14 protein-coding genes and 1 pseudogene are annotated in these 17,310 nt (G+C 48.5%); 5 read left to right on the forward strand and 10 right to left on the reverse strand.

The window, feature by feature from the left end; all coding sequences use genetic code 11:
- The first annotated feature begins 21 nt into the window (after positions 1-21).
- Positions 22-966, forward strand: coding sequence for an OmpA family protein (locus PJI16_15265; protein MDT3778925.1), 945 nt, complete (start codon positions 22-24; stop codon positions 964-966).
- A 323-nt stretch (positions 967-1,289) separates the two neighbouring features.
- Positions 1,290-1,616, forward strand: a complete 327-nt coding sequence (locus PJI16_15270) for a cupin domain-containing protein (protein ID MDT3778926.1) — start codon at positions 1,290-1,292, stop codon at positions 1,614-1,616.
- Positions 1,617-1,951: 335 nt separating this feature from the next.
- On the opposite strand, the pseudogene PJI16_15275 reads toward PJI16_15270, so the two are convergent.
- The 3 genes and pseudogenes from PJI16_15275 to PJI16_15285 form a co-directional block, all read right to left on the reverse strand.
- Positions 1,952-2,726 (reverse strand): annotated as a pseudogene (locus PJI16_15275) (isoprenylcysteine carboxylmethyltransferase family protein).
- An 80-nt stretch (positions 2,727-2,806) separates the two neighbouring features.
- Positions 2,807-3,376: an OsmC family protein gene (locus PJI16_15280; protein ID MDT3778927.1), complete on the reverse strand. Its 570-nt coding sequence runs from the start codon at positions 3,374-3,376 to the stop codon at positions 2,807-2,809.
- Positions 3,377-3,802: 426 nt separating this feature from the next.
- On the reverse strand, positions 3,803-5,740 hold the full coding sequence (locus tag PJI16_15285) for a sigma 54-interacting transcriptional regulator (GenBank protein MDT3778928.1): 1,938 nt from the start codon (positions 5,738-5,740) through the stop codon (positions 3,803-3,805).
- Between the two features lie 311 nt (positions 5,741-6,051).
- Here PJI16_15285 and PJI16_15290 point away from each other — a divergent pair, with 311 nt between their 5' ends.
- Positions 6,052-6,708, forward strand: coding sequence for a DsbA family protein (locus PJI16_15290; GenBank protein MDT3778929.1), 657 nt, complete (start codon positions 6,052-6,054; stop codon positions 6,706-6,708).
- A gap of 109 nt (positions 6,709-6,817) precedes the next feature.
- Complete coding sequence (locus PJI16_15295) at positions 6,818-7,459, forward strand: YceI family protein (protein MDT3778930.1); 642 nt, start codon at positions 6,818-6,820, stop codon at positions 7,457-7,459.
- A 214-nt stretch (positions 7,460-7,673) separates the two neighbouring features.
- Here PJI16_15295 and PJI16_15300 read toward each other — a convergent pair whose 3' ends face one another.
- From PJI16_15300 to PJI16_15330, 7 genes are all read right to left on the reverse strand, one after another.
- Positions 7,674-9,167: a M20/M25/M40 family metallo-hydrolase gene (locus PJI16_15300; GenBank protein ID MDT3778931.1), complete on the reverse strand. Its 1,494-nt coding sequence runs from the start codon at positions 9,165-9,167 to the stop codon at positions 7,674-7,676.
- Between the two features lie 110 nt (positions 9,168-9,277).
- Complete coding sequence (locus tag PJI16_15305; protein MDT3778932.1) at positions 9,278-9,877, reverse strand: DUF3365 domain-containing protein; 600 nt, start codon at positions 9,875-9,877, stop codon at positions 9,278-9,280.
- The gene (locus PJI16_15310; GenBank protein ID MDT3778933.1) at positions 9,874-12,339 is read right to left on the reverse strand and encodes an ATP-binding protein; all 2,466 of its coding nucleotides are present in this window, start codon (positions 12,337-12,339) and stop codon (positions 9,874-9,876) included. The genes PJI16_15305 and PJI16_15310 overlap by 4 nt, the downstream gene beginning before the upstream one ends.
- Positions 12,326-13,387: a HAMP domain-containing sensor histidine kinase gene (locus PJI16_15315; GenBank protein ID MDT3778934.1), complete on the reverse strand. Its 1,062-nt coding sequence runs from the start codon at positions 13,385-13,387 to the stop codon at positions 12,326-12,328. Before PJI16_15315 ends, PJI16_15310 begins: the two co-directional genes overlap by 14 nt.
- Before the next feature lie 208 nt (positions 13,388-13,595).
- Entirely contained in the window at positions 13,596-14,027 is a 432-nt protein-coding gene (locus PJI16_15320) for a response regulator (protein ID MDT3778935.1), read from the reverse strand.
- Positions 14,028-14,389: 362 nt separating this feature from the next.
- Positions 14,390-14,845 carry a hypothetical protein gene (locus PJI16_15325; GenBank protein MDT3778936.1) on the reverse strand — a complete coding sequence of 152 codons (456 nt, stop codon included), beginning with the start codon at positions 14,843-14,845 and terminating at the stop codon, positions 14,390-14,392.
- A 442-nt stretch (positions 14,846-15,287) separates the two neighbouring features.
- Positions 15,288-16,454, reverse strand: coding sequence for a mechanosensitive ion channel family protein (locus PJI16_15330; GenBank protein ID MDT3778937.1), 1,167 nt, complete (start codon positions 16,452-16,454; stop codon positions 15,288-15,290).
- 378 nt (positions 16,455-16,832) lie between these two features.
- On the opposite strand from PJI16_15330, the gene PJI16_15335 reads away from it, so the two are divergent.
- Positions 16,833-17,219 carry a hypothetical protein gene (locus PJI16_15335; protein ID MDT3778938.1) on the forward strand — a complete coding sequence of 129 codons (387 nt, stop codon included), beginning with the start codon at positions 16,833-16,835 and terminating at the stop codon, positions 17,217-17,219.
- The last annotated feature ends 91 nt before the right edge of the window (positions 17,220-17,310 follow it).

Raw genomic sequence — 17,310 nt, forward strand, 5'->3', positions numbered from 1 at the left:
AAGGAATAGTGGAGGTAAAACATGACCGAAGTATTGTTTTTTTCTAAGGTAAGGAGTGTCTGGAAATTTGGCCTACTGGGCGGATGCTTGGTTGCAATAATGGCGGGGTGTAGTTCCAAATTGCAAACGACGGTTATAAGTGTGACTGAACCTCCGGCCAAGTCTCAAGTGGTAAAACTTGAGCCTGTGGCGTCGCAGGCTGAGGCGGTTGTGCAGCCACCCGTAAAGGCGGAAACATTCATTGGGATTCCGGCTATGGATATTCCCGTTGAAGAGCCTGCTCGTCCATTTATTCGTCCTTCGGCTCCTGCTGATATATTTGCCACTCCTCGAACGACAGTCGTCGAACCGGCTGTTCCTGAAGCTCTTGAAGCTCCCCTGGTGGCTGAATCTGTGGTTCCTCCGTCTCCTATAGCTCCCACCCCGAACCAAATTTCTCCTCAAGAATTATCACAAGAGGGTGGAGTCCCGCCGATTTTGTCCGAACCGGAAACACCGGCACGCCCGGCAATTCGTGGAGACGCGGTTCCCCCGGAACAATTGATCGCTCGGGTGGAACCCGAGGAGGACAAACCGGTGCAGCAGGTTGCAGAACTTCCAGAAATTTTTGAGGAGAAGACTGAAGATCTTCTCAAGTCTCTGGGGGATATTTATTTCGATTATGACCGATTTTCTATTCGGAAGGATGCCATTTCAGTTCTGTTAGAAAATGCCCAAACACTGGCTTCGGGTTTGTCGAATAACAAAATTGTGATCGAAGGGCATTGTGATCAGCGTGGTACCGAAAGTTACAACATGGTGCTTGGCGAGCGAAGAGCAAATGCGGTGAGGGAATATTTAGTTGATTTGGGCGTTCCTAGTGAGAATCTTCAGGTTGTGAGTTATGGAAAAGAGAAGCCGTTTTGCACCGATCAGAATGAAAAGTGCTGGCAGGAAAACCGACGTAGTCATTTTGTCGTACAGTAAGAGGATTAAATTGATTGGGCTAGAGACGTTTCTTGGAGGAGCGTCTTGAATGGAGAAGGAGCGGGCCATTCCTCCTGAGGGAAATGGCTGCCCCGTTCCTTAATTGCCGTTTTTGAATTATCGGCAGTCTTTCTGATTCTTCTGCTTGGTCCTTCAAAGCTCAGAGCTAAGCCGAACATTCTTCAGTGTTTCCCTCCAGATCTGCTTGCCCCCCGATTTTTCCGCCATTGTCAATTCCCAATTCGATCAGCCCATGGGAGTTAACCAGTACTAAAATTGAGAATGCGATAAAGCAAGTGACCTTTTCTAGAGAGGTGGAGGCAATGGAATTATGTCAAAATCTGTTTGCCAATATTCCTGAACACCTTAATCACGAATTGACGAGTGAGGTATTGAGGAGTCGTTCTGTACGAATTGAACGGATAGTGTCACGGGGCCAGGCGTCTCCACCAGACTTTTGGTATGACCAGGCCGAGCATGAATGTGTTGTGGTACTGGCAGGAAAAGCCACACTCAAAATTGAGGGACAACCTGAACGGGTGCTTTGTCCTGGGGATACGGTTTATCTTTCCGCGCATACCAGACATCGTGTGGAATGGACCGATCCCAAACAAAATACGATCTGGCTTGCAGTGTATTGGAAGGACTGAGCTTTTGCCGTGGTGCAAGCTTAATCCCGTGGTATACGTTCTTCTGTATGGATTTCACTGCGCAACGTGCTCATGAGTCGGTGGCCCGGAAAACGGGCGAGAATATTTAGTTGAATGCAAGAATAATAAAAGGGGAGATGAGCCAGAATGTTCCTTTGACCAAGAAAAAGACCACTCCATACCATCCAAACTTTTTTATCCAGGTAGGTTCCTGTACAGGATTCTGGAATATCCCGGTTCTCAATGTGCGCATGGTTGTTTTCCTTTCCCCGGGAAATAAATGAAGCACGCCGCTACGTGGATATTTCAGGCAGCGGATTGTGTCATTTTGGCCTTCAAGTAGCCATAGTCCTTGGGGCTTGTGGTTTTCCCATGAAGCTCCCTATGAATAGTCGTGGAATAAGTTTGGGTACTCGTTCTTGATAATCTTTATACGCCTCTCCATGGAAAGCCACCAAATCCTTCTCTTCCCATTGAATGGCCATCAGGATATAGATGGTAGTCGTCACCGAAAAGACCAGATGGGCAACCGTTATCGTGGGAGTGGCCCAGAATGCCAAGAGCCAACCGACATAGAGAGGATGCCGTACCTGCCGATACAGGGCCGGGGTCCTGAACGGTAATGGTGTGTACTCTTGTTTTTGCAGATAGAGCCAGACCTGCCGCATACCGAACTAATCAAAATGATTGATGAGGAATGTGGCCATGAGAATTAATCCCCAACCCGCCGCAAACATGCCATACAGCAGGCCCTGCCCGACTGGGTCTTGAATGTGCCAAATCCAGTCTCCCATGGGTTGCCAGGCATAAAACAAGAGAGCCAGTGCAATGTTGGTACAGAGCACATAGGTGCTACGTTCAATGGGTTTGGGAATATATTGTGTCCACCATTGTTTAAAGGTCTGCCGGGCCATGACGCTATGCTGGACCGCAAAAATTCCCAACAGAAACGAATTGAGGGGCCAGAGCCTGCCAAACTGGAACCCCGGGTTGGCCATCAATGGTATTGGAGACGCCAAAATTTCCAAGAAAGCCTAAGGCATTTAAAAAGATGCCTAGGAAAGATAGGTAGCACAGGGTGCCATAGATAAAAAACACCAGACGTTGCATGATCGTAGCTCCTTTTTGATTCGGACGTTTAAGGGCCGACTGCCTCAGGTTGGGCCTGAGGCAATCAGTTATGTCTGTCCTCAGTTGGTCCCTTTTGTATCTACCGAAATGGCCACCGGCACGGGATTGGATACAATGTCGAAAACCGGTGAATACTTCGTCAATTCCCGAATTGTCTCGGCTGGCGCATTACTTTTCACGGTGAAGTGTACCCGGAGGTTTTGATAGCCCGGGCGAACGTCTTTGGACAGCCCCAGAAACCCGCGAAGATCCAAATCCCCCTCTAGGCGGGATTCCACTGAATCAATTTTGATGCCACGGGCGGCCGCATGATAGACCATCGACGTGGTTAAGCAGGGCGCCAGGGCATGCAACACAAACTCCACCGGGTTGGCTCCCTGATCCTCTCCTAACAAGACGGGCGGTTCATCGGCATCAAGCACAAATGGCTCGGTTCGGGTTGTATCTTCTTTGCCCACTCCGTAAAACTCCTTGATCGTGGTGCGATTGTGCCCCCCATTGACCCAGTTGTTGGTGGCCCGGAACTGAAATTTGGCCAAACCGGGTTCGCCTTGAATGGCATGGATATTGGCCCCTAATTGTTCGACGTTGACCCCATTGATGGTTGATGTTGTGGCGACAGATGACATGGCACATCCTCCTGGTTGAGTGTGAAACAGCATGTGAAAAAAAAGTTGATCCGCCTGACGGCACATATCCTGAAGGTTCCGCTTTTCAGCTGGCGTCTGAGAGTTTGAATCTCGCTCATCCTGACTCATCATGGTGTTCCTGCCTGTTCCTTGAGAACCTGGTTGATATGTGCTGTCTTCAAAAATATTTTATTTTGCAGGGGGTGTGCCAAGCGTAAATTCCTAATAAAAATCAATAAAAACCAATAAAAACAGTATGTTGAAATTTTATGAAGCGTGAAAATCGCTCACGAAATTTGCCGAATTGCGAAATTTCATAAGACGAATTTGCGAAAGTTCGCAAATAGGATAGAATCCTGAAAATGAAGAAATGCTGAAAGAGAATCGGAAAGACATGAAAAAATATGGGTAGAAATCGTGCAGGAATTATTTCGCGCGAGTAATGCCCAAAGCTTTCATACGAGATGCAAGGGTTGAAGCATTCATGCCCAGTAGTTTGGCGGCTCCTTGTTCACCGGATACTTTCCAGCCGCTTTGTTCCAGAGCTAGAAGAATGTTTTGCCGCTCAAAACTCTGAAGTTCCTGAAGAGTGCGAATGCAGGTGGATGGCTCCTGTGTAAGAGTTTCTGGAGAAGAGGAGAGTTTCGCTTCAACATCAGGGAGGGCACGGTCAAGATTTAATTGACTGTTTTGGGCCGTAATGACAGCCCGCTCGATCACGTTTTGCAATTCCCGCACATTTCCCGGCCAATGGTAAGCCGTGAGGCGTCGGAGTGCGTCAGGGGAAAGGGGGGCCACCGTCCGACCCATTCGTTGAGTAAAATTCTGAACAAATGTCCTGGCTAGGAGGACCACATCCTCTCCGCGTTCCCGCAAAGGCGGAAGATGGATGGGAAAGACATTCAATCGATAATAAAGATCTTCACGAAATTTTCCGTCTTGGACCTCCTTCTGTAAATCCCGGTTTGTGGCTGCCAGGACACGGACATTTACCTTTTTGGTGTGGGAACTGCCGACCGGATCGAATTCCCCTTCCTGAAGAACGCGTAACAGTTTCCCTTGAAGATCCAAAGGTAATTCGCCGATTTCATCCAGAAAAATGGTCCCTCCGTCGGCCAATGAAAACCGTCCTTCCCGCTTTTTTGTGGCGCCGGTAAATGCACCCTGTTCATGTCCAAAAAATTCACTTTCGATTAAGGTAGCAGGAATGGCCGCGCAATTTACTTTGATGAATGGGTGATTCCGACGCCGGCTGTTGGCATGAATGGCGCGGGCCATCACCTCCTTGCCGGTTCCGGTTTCGCCTGAAATGAGCACGGTGGCCTCGGTATCCGCGACCTGTTGGATGTCCCGGAGGACGTGCACCAAGGCGGGACTATTCCCCAAAATTTCCCCAAAATTTTGGAGCTCATGTAATTCTTCTTTGAGGAAATCTTTTTCAATCGTGAGGGACCGAATTTTTTGTTCCGCTTCCAGGCGTTCATTCAAATTACGAAGAATCAGGGTGTAGTAGACCCTTCCCTCTATATGAAATTGGGAAAGCGTGGCTTCCGCGGGAAATTCCGAGCCGTCCAGGCGGAGAGCCGTGAAGCCTCCGGAAATCCAGAGAGATCGTTGGCCTGCAGGTTTCGTGTTGAGATCCTGGATAAAAAGCCGTAATTTCTCAGGGTCCTTTTGGGCAAGAGAGTGGGAAAAATTCTTACCAAACAAATGGGTGGCTTTACATTGAAACACCTTCTCGGCAGCCGGATTAATTCGGGTGACTCGAAGATCCTCGTCTAATTCAATGATGGCATCCATTGCACTGTCGACCAATCGCCGCAACTTTTGTTCACGTTCACGTGTCGCGGATTCTGCTTGGAGGCGCTGGAGTTCGGCGCTCGCTCTTGATGCAAAAATTCGAAAAATTGTCTGCACCCGCGGTTCCGCCGGCATGGGTCTGGTATCCATGACCGCCAGATGTCCAAGAATATTTCCGACCGAATCGGTAAGCGGGAGACCCATATAGCTGGCTGCCTTGATGCCGGTGATATCCGGATCAATTGGAAAGAGATTCAATAAGTTGTCTGGAAAATGAATGAGCCGGGCTTGCTCGATAACGTGCTCGCACGGGGTACCGGCAATATCCATTTCCCAATTTTTGAGGAACGTGCCATCTAAAAAAAACGCCAGGGCTTTCAATCGTCGGGAATCGGGGAAATATTCCGTGACCCAGGCGGCATCGGTGTGCAGGGCTTTGGCGAGATTTTCCACAAGCGCTTCAAAAAATCGTTCCCCAGTGGCGGTGGCCGTCCCTTCCAGAATAGTTCGGAGTGCGGTCTCTTCGTCGAGGTTTGTTAGCGGATAGTGCGGGGATCCAGGCATAAAGCCTCCCAAATAAAAACCCTATTATGATCCATTAGTTTTTGACGTGTAAAGAATGGGCTAATATAGGTTTGAGGATTCTGGGTTTTTACAGCATACAAAGATAGGGCCGTTGATGAGGTTTGGAAGGGGAGGGAGTTCGCAAGTGTTGTTTCAGACACGCATGAACCTACATGAAATTTAAAAGAAACCTTGATCGGAAATTGACAAGTTCCATATGTCCGGTGTGATAAAGTAGTCTAATTTCATTTGTAGGGTATTGCCTTGTTGGGTATGTCTGGTGAGGTAATCGAGGGAGCCAGGTGGTAGACATGACCGTGAAATCGATTATCTATGTGGTTGATCCCATGTGTTCGTGGTGCTGGGGATTTTCCCCGGTTATTGAGGAGATCGTTCGGCGGTATCGGGATCAGGTCACGATCGAAGTCTTGTTGGGTGGTTTGCGCCCCGGAAATACCGAACGATTTGATGAGCGAAAACGTGCCTACATCCTCAGCCATTGGCGTGCGGTGCATGAAAGAACCGGCCAGCCATTTAACTTCAATTTTCATCCGGAGCCTTCGTTCATCTATGACACCGAACCATCATCCCGAGCGATGATAGTGGTGCGACAATTGGCTCAGGATAGGGAGTTTATGTTTTTGAGTTCTGTGCAGGAAGCATTTTACGTGAAGCACATGGATATTACGCATGAAGGAGTTTTGGCGGATCTTGCCAGCCGTCAAGGTATTGACCGCGACAGATTTTTGCAAGGGTTCAATGATTCTGTGATTAAGCAATCGGTCTGGCAGGAGTTTGATCGGGCTCGCCAATTGGGAGTGAGTGGTTTTCCTGCGTTGCTTGGTCAAAATAAAACTGACCACATCAGTTTTACGCATGGGTATCAATCCACAGGGGTGTTGGTTCCTATCATTGACGAATGGATGGCCGAGCCATTTTCTGGCTTCTCCCGTTCATCGAAAGTCTAGATCATTGCATGAGAATAGAATGATGGATGACTTTTAGATGATGGGTTTTTGTTTATCAATCAACGAAGACCATACAACGGGTATGTCTTCAATTTTCACAGGAGGTTACATGATGCGGAAGGTTTCGAAAGTGTTTTCTTTGATTGGCTTGGTTCTGATCGTTGGTTTTGGGCTTGTTTCTGCTTCGTTTGCGGAAATGGCTAAATGGAAACTGGATCATGACCATTCCAGGGTTGGATTTCAAGTTGCCCATATGGTGGTATCCAAAACCAATGGCAGGTTTACCGAGTATTCAGGAGTTGTGGAAATGGATCCGGAGGCCAAAGAATTTAAAACCATTGAAGCAGTCATCCAAACCGCCTCGGTCACGACCGACCATCAAAAACGTGATGAGCATTTACGAAGCCCGGACTTTTTTGATGTCGAGAAGTTTCCGACCATGACGTATGCCATGAAAAGTTATAAAAAATCCGGAGATGACTACACCGCCATCGGAGAGTTGACTCTGTTGGGAGTCACTAAAGAGATCACGTTAGTCGGAACGTTTAATGGGGTCGCGCAGGATCCTTGGGGCAATACACGGGCTGGTTTCACCGCTTCCGGAACGGTAAACCGAAAAGATTTCGGTATGAAATTCAGCAAGTTATTGGATAGTGGAGGAATGCTTGTGGGTGATGAGGTCAAAATCATATTGGAAATTGAGGTGATCAAAGAAAAAACCGTCGAAAAAGTGAAACAAGAAAAAGAATAAAAGGGCAGGGGGACATGTGTGGTAAATTTATGCATTTTCCCTTTCCATATAGCTGAGGAAATCCGAGCGGTGAAATCATGAAGGTAGGGTTGGGTGAGGCTTCATGGTAAGCCAATCGGCAACCTCAGAACATTTTCCCCAAAGGATTTGGCAATGGCTATATCCTCACCCTAACAGAGGTCCTTCGTGGTAAAGCCTAGGATGACAGGCTATTTTAAGGATTGTCCGCTAACAGGGAAATCAGTGAGTAGAGAAATTTGGTAGCAATGGTCAAGTTTTCAGGTTGAATGGACTCTAGGGTATCAGAAGGTTGATGAAAATGGGGGTGTCTGCCACTGCTGACGACTGTGACGGTCGGCACCCCCGCCTCAAAAAATGGGACATGATCTCCCCCGGGAAAATATCCATACATTTGAATTGTGTCCTGTAATCCCGCCAGGTTGGCTGCTTGCTGAGCCATCGTCTTTTCCATTCGAGTGACTCCAACAGTCAGTTTTCTATCACCCGCTCCCAGATGATCGAGATTAATCATGGCGACTGTTCGATCCAATGGAAATGCCGGATGGCTGACATAGAGAGTCGATCCCAATAGGCCTCGTTCTTCTCCGTCAAAAGACACGAAGAGAATGGTTCGTTTGGGTGCGGTTGTGCTTTGGGAGAGCATTCTGGCCAGTTCCAACATCACGGCTGTCCCAGATGCATTGTCATCGGCTCCAGGAAAAAGCAGGCCGGTTTGTTGACCAAAGTGGTCGCGATGTGCACCGATGAGAATGAGTTCGTTGCGTGGTTGCTGGTCCCGACCCGGTAATATCCCGATGACATTCGTTAGCGTTCCGGGCAGGCTGTGGCTTTCCCAGTGGAATTGCGCCAGAAGGGGGAGTGGTCTGCTATGAAATATCCCGATATCGTTGGCGGCTTGTTGCAGAGCTTCAAGGGAGGCATTTGCCGCGTTCAAGGTCTGATCAAGAATTTGCCCATGTATCCATGCCCCAGGAATGGGGCGGTTATCGGGTTTCTCTCCGTAGATGGCCAGAGGACCTTGTCCCAGACCTTTGCGGGCTTCATAACGACCAAGCAGTGGGCCGGTTGCCGTTAAATACCCTATCGCTCCTTTTTCTTTGGCAATTGCCGCTTTTTCTTCATGCGTGACCCACTTGGGGTAGGTAGGGGGTTTACCCCGAAGAAATAGCACGATGCGATTGTCGACATTCATTCCCTGGTACTCATCTATTCCGCGGGCAGGGTCAACAATTCCGTATCCCACAAAGACAACTTTGCCTGTGGTTCTGGTGGAAGGAGAATCCAAGATTGGAAGAAACTCCTGCCCTGGGACAAGCGACATCGTCATTGACGATTGGCTTGAGTCAACCAGAGAAAGGGTGATTGTCGCCGGCTCAAGCAATTGAACCGCTGTCAGGGACCGTTGTTGTAACCAACTGAAATCCTGTTCTTGTTCGGAGAAGTGGTTGCCCGGTTGTAAGCCGAGAGATTCGAATCGATCGACCAGATAATTGGCTGACTGTAAGCTACCATCCGTGCCGGCCTGCCGACCCTGATACGATGGATGACTCAGTTCGCGAATGTCCTGAATGATATTCCCAATATCCAAGGGAATGGATGGAGAAGAAGAGAATTGATTGTCAAAGCCCAAAGCCGGAGCCGTAAGGGCTAATCCAATCAAAATGTGGATAATGAGAAATCGTAACAAGTTCCTACTTTTCTCCGGAATTTACGGGGGACTACACAATACGTGTAAAAGAGGTTCCGTCCAAATGGCTGTGTGGAATATGGACCCTGCTGCAGCACGTGTGCCGGACTTTAATCTTCTAAAGGAATGGTGATGACAATTGCCCCCATGACGTCGCCTTTGCTGAAGTCACGCTTGGGACTTAAGGGGTGAGCATTATGGCACGTCGTGCAGGTATCATTAATCGCTTTGTCGGCATAAATTGCCTGAAATAAGCGCTTTTTCCCGGTGGAAACAATTCCACGTTGGGGTGTATCGGAATTTAGCGAAAGTTGTTCCAAGGCCTTTCGTTCGAAATCCGTTGCAGGGCCATTCCTTCGATATATTGGCCACAGACTAATTAAACGAAATCGAATGCCGTGACCTGATTCCGCGACTAATTTACTGGAAATATGGAGGAACTGGGCAGGAAGGGGAATGGCATTTTTGTTTTCCCAATCTTCCCGCGCCACCACGACGCCTTGCTCCTGCATTCTCTTCACGATATGTGAAGTGTAGACATGGCGGTCCGCCTCCACGATGGCATGGATAAAGTCTGCCACTTTCTCCGGTGACAGATTTTTCATGGCGTTGGATTCACCTGCTTGCAAAAATGATGAAGAAAATATTCCAATGAGGAGGGTCGAAAGAAAAACCATCGATAAACCGATGCTACTTCGTACGCTTGTCATGACGTCGAATTCCTTTCCTTTGCCAGGTGGGCATTCGAGACGGGTAAGGTAATTAAACAGGTCGTACCCCGGCCCTCTTCACTTTCCATTCGAATATGTCCGCCTAATTTATTGATAATCCGATAGGCAACGGTGAGTCCAAGGCCCGATCCTTCTCCCTGGCCTTTCGTGGTAAAAAAAGGATCAAAGACTCTTGGTAGATGCGTTGGAGGGATACCGCCGCCCGTGTCTTGAATGCGGATTTCCAGTTCGTGTCCTGACGTTTCTGTTGAAATATCAAGCTTCCCACCTTGTTTCATCGATTGAAAAGCATTAGTGATAATGTTGGTAAAGGCTTGTCCGAGTTCCAGGGCTTTTCCTTGAATGGATGGGATGGACCCCAGGTGAGTCTGAATATTAACCGGGATTGATGGGAAGAGATCCTTGACCGTGGTCAGAGATTGTTCCAACAGTTCATTGAGGTTAATGAGCGATTGCCCTTCGGTCAATTTTTTCCCGGATTGACCGGTAAAGTCCCGAACAATGGAAGCCATACGTTTTCCATGTTGTACGATGCCCCTGGCATATTCTTTGATTTGTTCGGGATTAGTCTCTTCTTGTATTGCTTCGCCTAATCCAATGACTCCGACTAACGGATTATTGAGCTCATGTCCAATCCCGGCGCTTAGAACCCCCAAGCTTGCCAATTTTTCCCCTTGGATGACCCTGTCCTGAAGAATGCTTTCCTCCGTTGTATCTCGTAATACCAATCCGACACTCGGCCCCCTTCCCGGTCGGGCCTGGACACCAAACCACCGGTACCGGAACGTTCGCTGATTGATTCGAATTTCCTGGCGATGCGTCCCTGTTTGGGTCCAATTGGTGGGAACCAAGGGGTCTTGCAACGAGGCGTTAGACGGATTGGTCTTTGTATTGTCTGAAGATGGAGGTTCCGTTATTTGGACAGCGTGCATTTCCTGTTTAAGCCGGTCTTGTGTTGCGGGGTCCAATGAGAAAATTTGAAACAGTGGGGAACCGATCATCTCGCCATTGGCGACGGCAAAGGCTTCTTTCGAGGCGTTATTTAAATATTCGATTTGTTCATCTGGTCCGACCATGAGGACCGGGTCAGGCACATTATCCAAAATTTTAATAGTCGACTCCTCAAGGTATTTTACTTCCTGGGTTTTCATCTCAACTTGGCTTTCCAATCCGGCGAACTGGGACATCAATTGTTGGTTCATGCGATTGACTTCATCGGCCAATTCCTCAATTTCATCTCCGGTGGACAAAGTAAGGGGCTCGCGATATTCCCCCTTGCCGATTTGTTTGGCGGCTTCCTGAAGACGGCGAATGGGTGCGGCAATTCGACTAGCCGCGATATATCCCAACGTGACGAGCAACCCGACTCCCAGTAACCCAAAAGTCGCTATCCATTTAAAAAAATGCTCTATAGGGGCAAAGACCTCTTCAGATGATTGCCAGACAAACATATGCCAGGTCTGCCCGGTGGATATTTGAGTAATCTGACGAGTATTGCTCAGAGGGGCAAATCCGATGATGGAAGTTGCAGTACCCCCATGCCCATCGCTTGGGGCTAGAGTCCATCCGGCATGCAGCGGGGTGACGAGGGGAATAAGCCGGGTGTCACTAATGGAAGTGCCCGTGGGAAGGATCGGGCAGCTCAAGACCACGCCACGGCTGTCAATGAGCATGACATGGCCGGTTTTACCAAATCGAATAATGTCGATTGAAGGAGCAAAGAACTCCTTGGCGTCATAAACACGGAGCAGGACGCCGATGGCTTCATACCGCAGGCTATCCATAATGGGGAGCGCAAGGGTAAATGTATAAACACCCCGAAGGGAATCAAACGCCACCTGGCCGATATACGGTTGGCCGACGCCATTGTGAAATGCGCCTTTCCACCATGCTTCTTCCTGATGAAGGTAGGGAATGTCGGAATCCAGGCTTGCAACGACCCGTCCCGCGCGATCGGTAATAAATAGGCCACGGGTGGCAGATCGGGTAATGACCGGAATCGGGTGGCCCGGGTCCATAAAGGTTCCCCCCACATGTTGTTGCAGAATCCCGGCAAACGGCCCTTTCAGAATTCTTTCAAGGAGGTCCGCCTCCTTGCTGTTCCAGGCTTCTTGTTCCTGTTTGAGGGTGAGAGCCAGCTCTTGAGGATTCAACTCACTGAGGGCATCGCGGGTGCGTTCGAGTTGTTCAATGATTTTGATATCAGTGGTCAGTAGGGCGGTGCGGGCGAGTTCATCAGCCATGACTAGATCAAGCTTTCTGGCTGTTTCGGTTGCGAGCGCTTCAAAGCTGGATCCATTAACCTCGCGAATTTCCTGGGTGCCCTGGTAGAAAGCCAGCACGAGTCCAATGACCAAAGGGAGGGCACCGACCAGCAACATGGACAGGACCAGTTTTTTGGTCAGTCCTTTTTTTCGTTTGGCGGGTTCAGGGCTTTTCACGAGACACCATATTTTCTGCAGGAGAAATGACGGGGAAGGACAAGCGGAACGTGGTGCCTTTCCCTGGTTCACTTTCGACTTCAAGGTCGCCATGGTACTTCTTGACAATCGTTTTAACGTTATACAGTCCGAGGCCTGTCCCTTGGCCCTTAGGTTTGGTTGAGAAGAAGGGATTGAAAATTTTTTTGAGGTGTTCGGGGGAAATGCCACAGCCTGTATCGCTGATAGCAATCTGAACTGTTCCATTGTTATGTGAGGTGGTAATGGTGAGGCTGCCTTTTTCTTCCATGGCATGGATGGCGTTGGTAATCAGATTGATGAATACCTGGAGAATTTCTTCGGGTTTAGCCTGGACAGTCAAGCCGTTTTGGTAATGTTTCTGAACCGTAATTTCTCGAAATTTTGTCGCAAACCTGGAAATGCTTAAGGCTTCATCCAGTCTTGCATGGAGGTCGATTTGTTCGAGTTCCTGATGACTGGATGTGCGAACATAGTCCGTAATATTTCGTGAAATGGCTTGAATGCGTTGTGCCGCCTCATGGATGCTGGCGGCATGTTGTCGAATTCGATCGAGATTGTTTTCCTCTTGAATTTCTTCGGCCATCGCCAAAATGACATACAGCGGGTTATTAATGTCATGGGCAATCCCTGAGGCAAAAGTTCCCATGCTGGCTAGTTTTTCCGAATGAAACAGTTGGGCTTGGATAAAGGTTTGATGTTGGATCAACTCTGAGAGAACTTTGGCGGCGGTTCCTCCGAGCACTTCAGCTCCGCTGTGTTTGTGCTCCGTAATGTATGAAGGAAGTATGGGATCGCCGGTCACGTCGATGATCAAATTCAACTTGTCTTCTTGAATAAGCTTCAGAGGGTGGGAGACAGTCGGGATATTGTGAAGTCTGGCCAATTGAAAGCCCAGGGCGTGAGGATTGGTGTCGGCAATGCCCAATAGGCGGATATGGGGTAAATTAAGAAAGGATTCCAACATGGCCGTTCCCCCTTTGCCGGCCCCGAGAATGGCAACGGTAATTGGAGGATCAACGGTTGACATGGAATCCCTCCTTGATTGTGAGAGTCGAGAATGAGGTGAGGCTAGGGTCGAATGCGGAGCAAGAGATGTTTCTCCATGCTGAAAAGTCTATATGGTATAAAGCCCTATCCTGAGGATAGGGCCTTATTTGATATACCATAGTCTTCTTCAAGGGGAATCATTCTCCCGTGAGAAGAACCTCGGAATCTGAACAGGCAGTCCCGTCAGATTACAAGCGATTGAGATCTCGTTTTTCCATGGCAGTGGCCACGGATTTAATTAATTTTTCCTTTTCAACCGGTTTGACGAGATAATCCACGATCCCTTGCTTCAGAAACCCCGTGGCCATTTCCATGTCCGGGAATCCCGTGAGTACGATGAGTGGAACGCGCGGGTATTGTTGCTGAAAGTAGTTAATGGCTTCCACGCCGTTGATTTTCGGCATGCGAATATCGGAAATGATGACGTCCAACATTAAGGGGTTTTCGCCTTTCTGCACTTCCTGAATTGCCTTTTCCCCATCCTCAGCCTCAATGACATCATATCCGGCCTTTTCGAGAGTCATCCGTACAACTTTTCGGACATCGGGCTCATCGTCCACGACCAGAACCAGGCCGTTGGTTTTGTGTCCGCCAAACATTGCTGCAGTTGTTTCCGCCATAATGCATCTCCTTAGGTTGTGAGGTTGAAAACTCGAATGGGTATCCCACCAAGTATGGTCAAGAACATTTTTAATGTCTCTAGCTCTCCGCCTCCATTATGGAAATATTCTAGCTTAATCAATTGAATAATAAAAAGAGGAAATGTTCCTTCTCCTGACCAAAGGCAATGGATTGAGAGGTCATGGAGTCCTTTTAACTGTGCCCATTCCGGCCGAAGGATGAAACTATTAGCCCGGTATGGCCCATGGGTAGGCTCCTAATGCCCGTTGATACTGCATTTGCATTTTTGAACGTATCAGCGGTCGCCAATAGATCGCGGGCTGGAGGGTTGACGGAAAATCATGTGGGTTCAAGAGTGTGGTTACTTTGTAGTCAAGATGATCGTTCCCTGCCAATCCGGGGACGGAGGATGGTTTCGATAATGACTGCATAGGCTCAAGTAAAAATGACTGGGCCCATCTCTCCCCCGAAGTTGCAAGCATGTTCGAAACGATTCCTCGGCTTGGTCCCAGCGCCGGGTATAAAAACATCCTACTCCGTGTAAAAATTTTTGAATTGCTTTCCGGCAAATCTCATCCACTTCGGATTCCCGACCCAGAAGTTCATAAACCACCACCGGCCTGGTTTTCCCAATTAATTGAAAACTCCCTATCATTCGGGAGAAGATATCAGGTAAGTCTTTTGCGACGAGTTGAGTAGCCAGGAGCCGAGTGCCCAGCCTTTTATTGAGGTTTTCAATCCGGGAGGGGGTGTTGACGATATCGTCTACGGGGGTATAGGTGTAAAACTCCCCCGCCCCAACGGTTCCCGTAAACATTGGTCCACCGCTTATTCCCATTCTGGTGGGGGGAAGACGGCATTGGGCCTGGTCTGGCGACGGTGAACCGCCAACTGGTGGGTCTGTAAGGGCCGATAGCCTCGCAAGCCTTTGGTGCGCCGCACCTCACGGCTGATCGTGGACTTATGGACTCCCACAACCGCAGCAATGTTGGTTTGGCGATGGGAAAAGCCACGATCCTACTGCAGGTTGCCTTCTATCCACCATGGTAGAATTGCACTTACGAGTTGAATTCATGTCACATTTTTGTGCGAACACGAGCGGAAGGAGGCCAAAATAATAAGGAAGGAGGTATGTTAGAAAAAAGCATGAATGGTGTCCGCCAGGTAGTCGAGAGGGCAAAGGACGCTGATCTCTGGGGGAAAAGGGACACTTTCCAGGTTGGCGAACTACAGGATTCCAGACACTGAGAAAATGAAAACTATGTTGGCGATGGAGAAGAAGGCGACCGGGAGCGGGGAGGCATGAAAGATTCCGGTGTGCCGAATGGCAGACTTTCGATATAAATGGAACTCGATGGAAACGCAAAGCTGGCCTTCTCGCCCTCGACGGTTTCCTTGATTTTGTATGCCAAGCGTTCTTTGGCTTCCAACCACTCACCCCACACAATGGTCTTCGTAAAACAATACAGCATAATGTCAATGCTCGAGTTGCCGAATGAATCCAAAAAAATAAAGGTTTTGGTCTTTTCCGGATTGGTTTCAAAGTCACCACATTCGTAAATATAGGTCGAAATGCCATGGATGATGTTCCGAATTTGATCATGAGTCGAACGATACTCGATCCCGATCTTCCAATAAATTCTCCGGTTCGTCATGCGGGAGTAATTGATTAATGCTTCATTGGCCAATTTGGAATTAGGGATGGTAACCAGAGCCTTATCAAATTGACGGACCTTTGTCGCACGAAATCCGATATCCTCTACCGTGCCTTCCACATCAGGCGTTTTAATCCAATTACCTTTTTCAAAAACCCGATCCATGAAAATTGTGAGTCCGGCAAACATATTCTTAATGAAATCCTGTGCCCCAAGGGCGACCGCCATGCCGACCAGTCCTAAGCTACCAAGGACCGCCGCGACATTGAATCCCCATTCTTGAAATACGGCGGCCACACCTAAGCAGACCACGATGAATTTTGAAACTTTGAGGAAAAAGCCTTTGATGGTTTCATGCATGGTTTGGTTGCCGAAGAACGTGATGAACCGATCTAGCAGGATGGAAAGCGGATCAAGTATTCGAAAAATAGACCAGAAAATTGTGAAGGCAATCAAAGATCTGATGATTTGTCCAAAGACCGCATTTAACGGGGGAGACAAGGACACGACCTGTCCTGAAATATAGAGTCCGATAATCACAAAGGTAAATTCAAGGGGGCGCTCAATGGCGTCCAGAATTCGGGCATCCGTATCCGTTTGAGTTCGTGTCGCGAGCTTTTTGAAGACATGTGACAGAAAGCGAAACACAATTCGTCTGGCAAACAAGAACATCAGAAAGATGCTTAAGGCTAAGAAAATGTCACCCAAGCTGGTATTCAAAATGCCGATGTGCCATACGATAAGAAATTCCTGCCAAAAATCTTGGAGCATAAATCGAAAGTTCCTGATTCCAGTTAAAGGGTTGTTGATGGAGATGTCCTAGAAGAGGTCTATCGTAAAGGCAGGATGAACGCGTCCACCCCTGTGAATGACCTCGTTGGATGGATCGACGAATGTCGATGCATCAAATTGTCCTCATTTCTGCGGCAAGGGTAAAAGAATTTTCCGGCAAGGTCAATTTATGCTGGAATTGGAAAGACGTGTTGGTGCCACCAGTGAGGGATTGAGCCAGCGGAAGCAACGTGTCTGGCACAAGACGGTGTGAAATGAATCCTCGTTCATGGACAGTCTGAATGAGTGTGTTAGGATGCATTCTCGGAGTGATGTTCATCAGTCATCTGAGGGGCAAGCAAGAAGGGAGGGCTGTCCATGGCATACACGTATCCAAGTTGGTTGGGCAGGATCTTTGTTCTCATGAGTTTGGTGGGTTGCGGGGGAACACAGGAACCTGGGGACTTGCGTCAGGCGGATATCGGGTTTGGCATTGTTGAAGGGACCAAAGGGTTCATGCAGATTCAAGAAGAAGCCTTGTCTCCCTATGGATCGTTGCGGGTAGTGGAGGGCCAGGTGTTTCAGATTGAAGGGGCAGCGTATGTCGTGCATATCAACGATCAGATTGAGGCCCGATTGCCTTTTGATGAAAATACGCGAATTGATCGACCGGCTCATGTCGGTGATTGGATTGAGGCGCAGCTTGATCAGGAGGGGCGTGCCAGAATCATTCGAAATATCGATGACCGTATTTCACTCGAATAAGCTCCTTTCTCTTCAAATTTTCCCTTTTGCGGTTTCTCCTTGTGGCGTCCCAATAGTCGGCTCTCAGCATGCTGTTGTTGCACCTTTTCTC

The sequence above is a fragment of the Nitrospira sp. MA-1 genome (assembly GCA_032139905.1).
Taxonomy (GTDB): Bacteria; Nitrospirota; Nitrospiria; order Nitrospirales; family UBA8639; genus Nitrospira_E.

What these genes read in the sequence shown, in the direction of transcription:
- PJI16_15265 (MDT3778925.1), top strand. Translation starts at nt 22, where the DNA reads ATGACCGAAGTATTGTTTTTTTCTAAGGTAAGGAGTGTCTGGAAATTT.
- PJI16_15270 (MDT3778926.1), top strand. Translation starts at nt 1,290, where the DNA reads ATGGAATTATGTCAAAATCTGTTTGCCAATATTCCTGAACACCTTAAT.
- PJI16_15280 (MDT3778927.1), bottom strand. Translation starts at nt 3,376, where the DNA reads ATGTCATCTGTCGCCACAACATCAACCATCAATGGGGTCAACGTCGAA.
- PJI16_15285 (MDT3778928.1), bottom strand. Translation starts at nt 5,740, where the DNA reads ATGCCTGGATCCCCGCACTATCCGCTAACAAACCTCGACGAAGAGACC.
- PJI16_15290 (MDT3778929.1), top strand. Translation starts at nt 6,052, where the DNA reads ATGACCGTGAAATCGATTATCTATGTGGTTGATCCCATGTGTTCGTGG.
- PJI16_15295 (MDT3778930.1), top strand. Translation starts at nt 6,818, where the DNA reads ATGATGCGGAAGGTTTCGAAAGTGTTTTCTTTGATTGGCTTGGTTCTG.
- PJI16_15305 (MDT3778932.1), bottom strand. Translation starts at nt 9,877, where the DNA reads ATGACAAGCGTACGAAGTAGCATCGGTTTATCGATGGTTTTTCTTTCG.
- PJI16_15315 (MDT3778934.1), bottom strand. Translation starts at nt 13,387, where the DNA reads ATGTCAACCGTTGATCCTCCAATTACCGTTGCCATTCTCGGGGCCGGC.
- PJI16_15320 (MDT3778935.1), bottom strand. Translation starts at nt 14,027, where the DNA reads ATGGCGGAAACAACTGCAGCAATGTTTGGCGGACACAAAACCAACGGC.
- PJI16_15325 (MDT3778936.1), bottom strand. Translation starts at nt 14,845, where the DNA reads ATGTTTACGGGAACCGTTGGGGCGGGGGAGTTTTACACCTATACCCCC.
- PJI16_15330 (MDT3778937.1), bottom strand. Translation starts at nt 16,454, where the DNA reads ATGCTCCAAGATTTTTGGCAGGAATTTCTTATCGTATGGCACATCGGC.
- PJI16_15335 (MDT3778938.1), top strand. Translation starts at nt 16,833, where the DNA reads ATGGCATACACGTATCCAAGTTGGTTGGGCAGGATCTTTGTTCTCATG.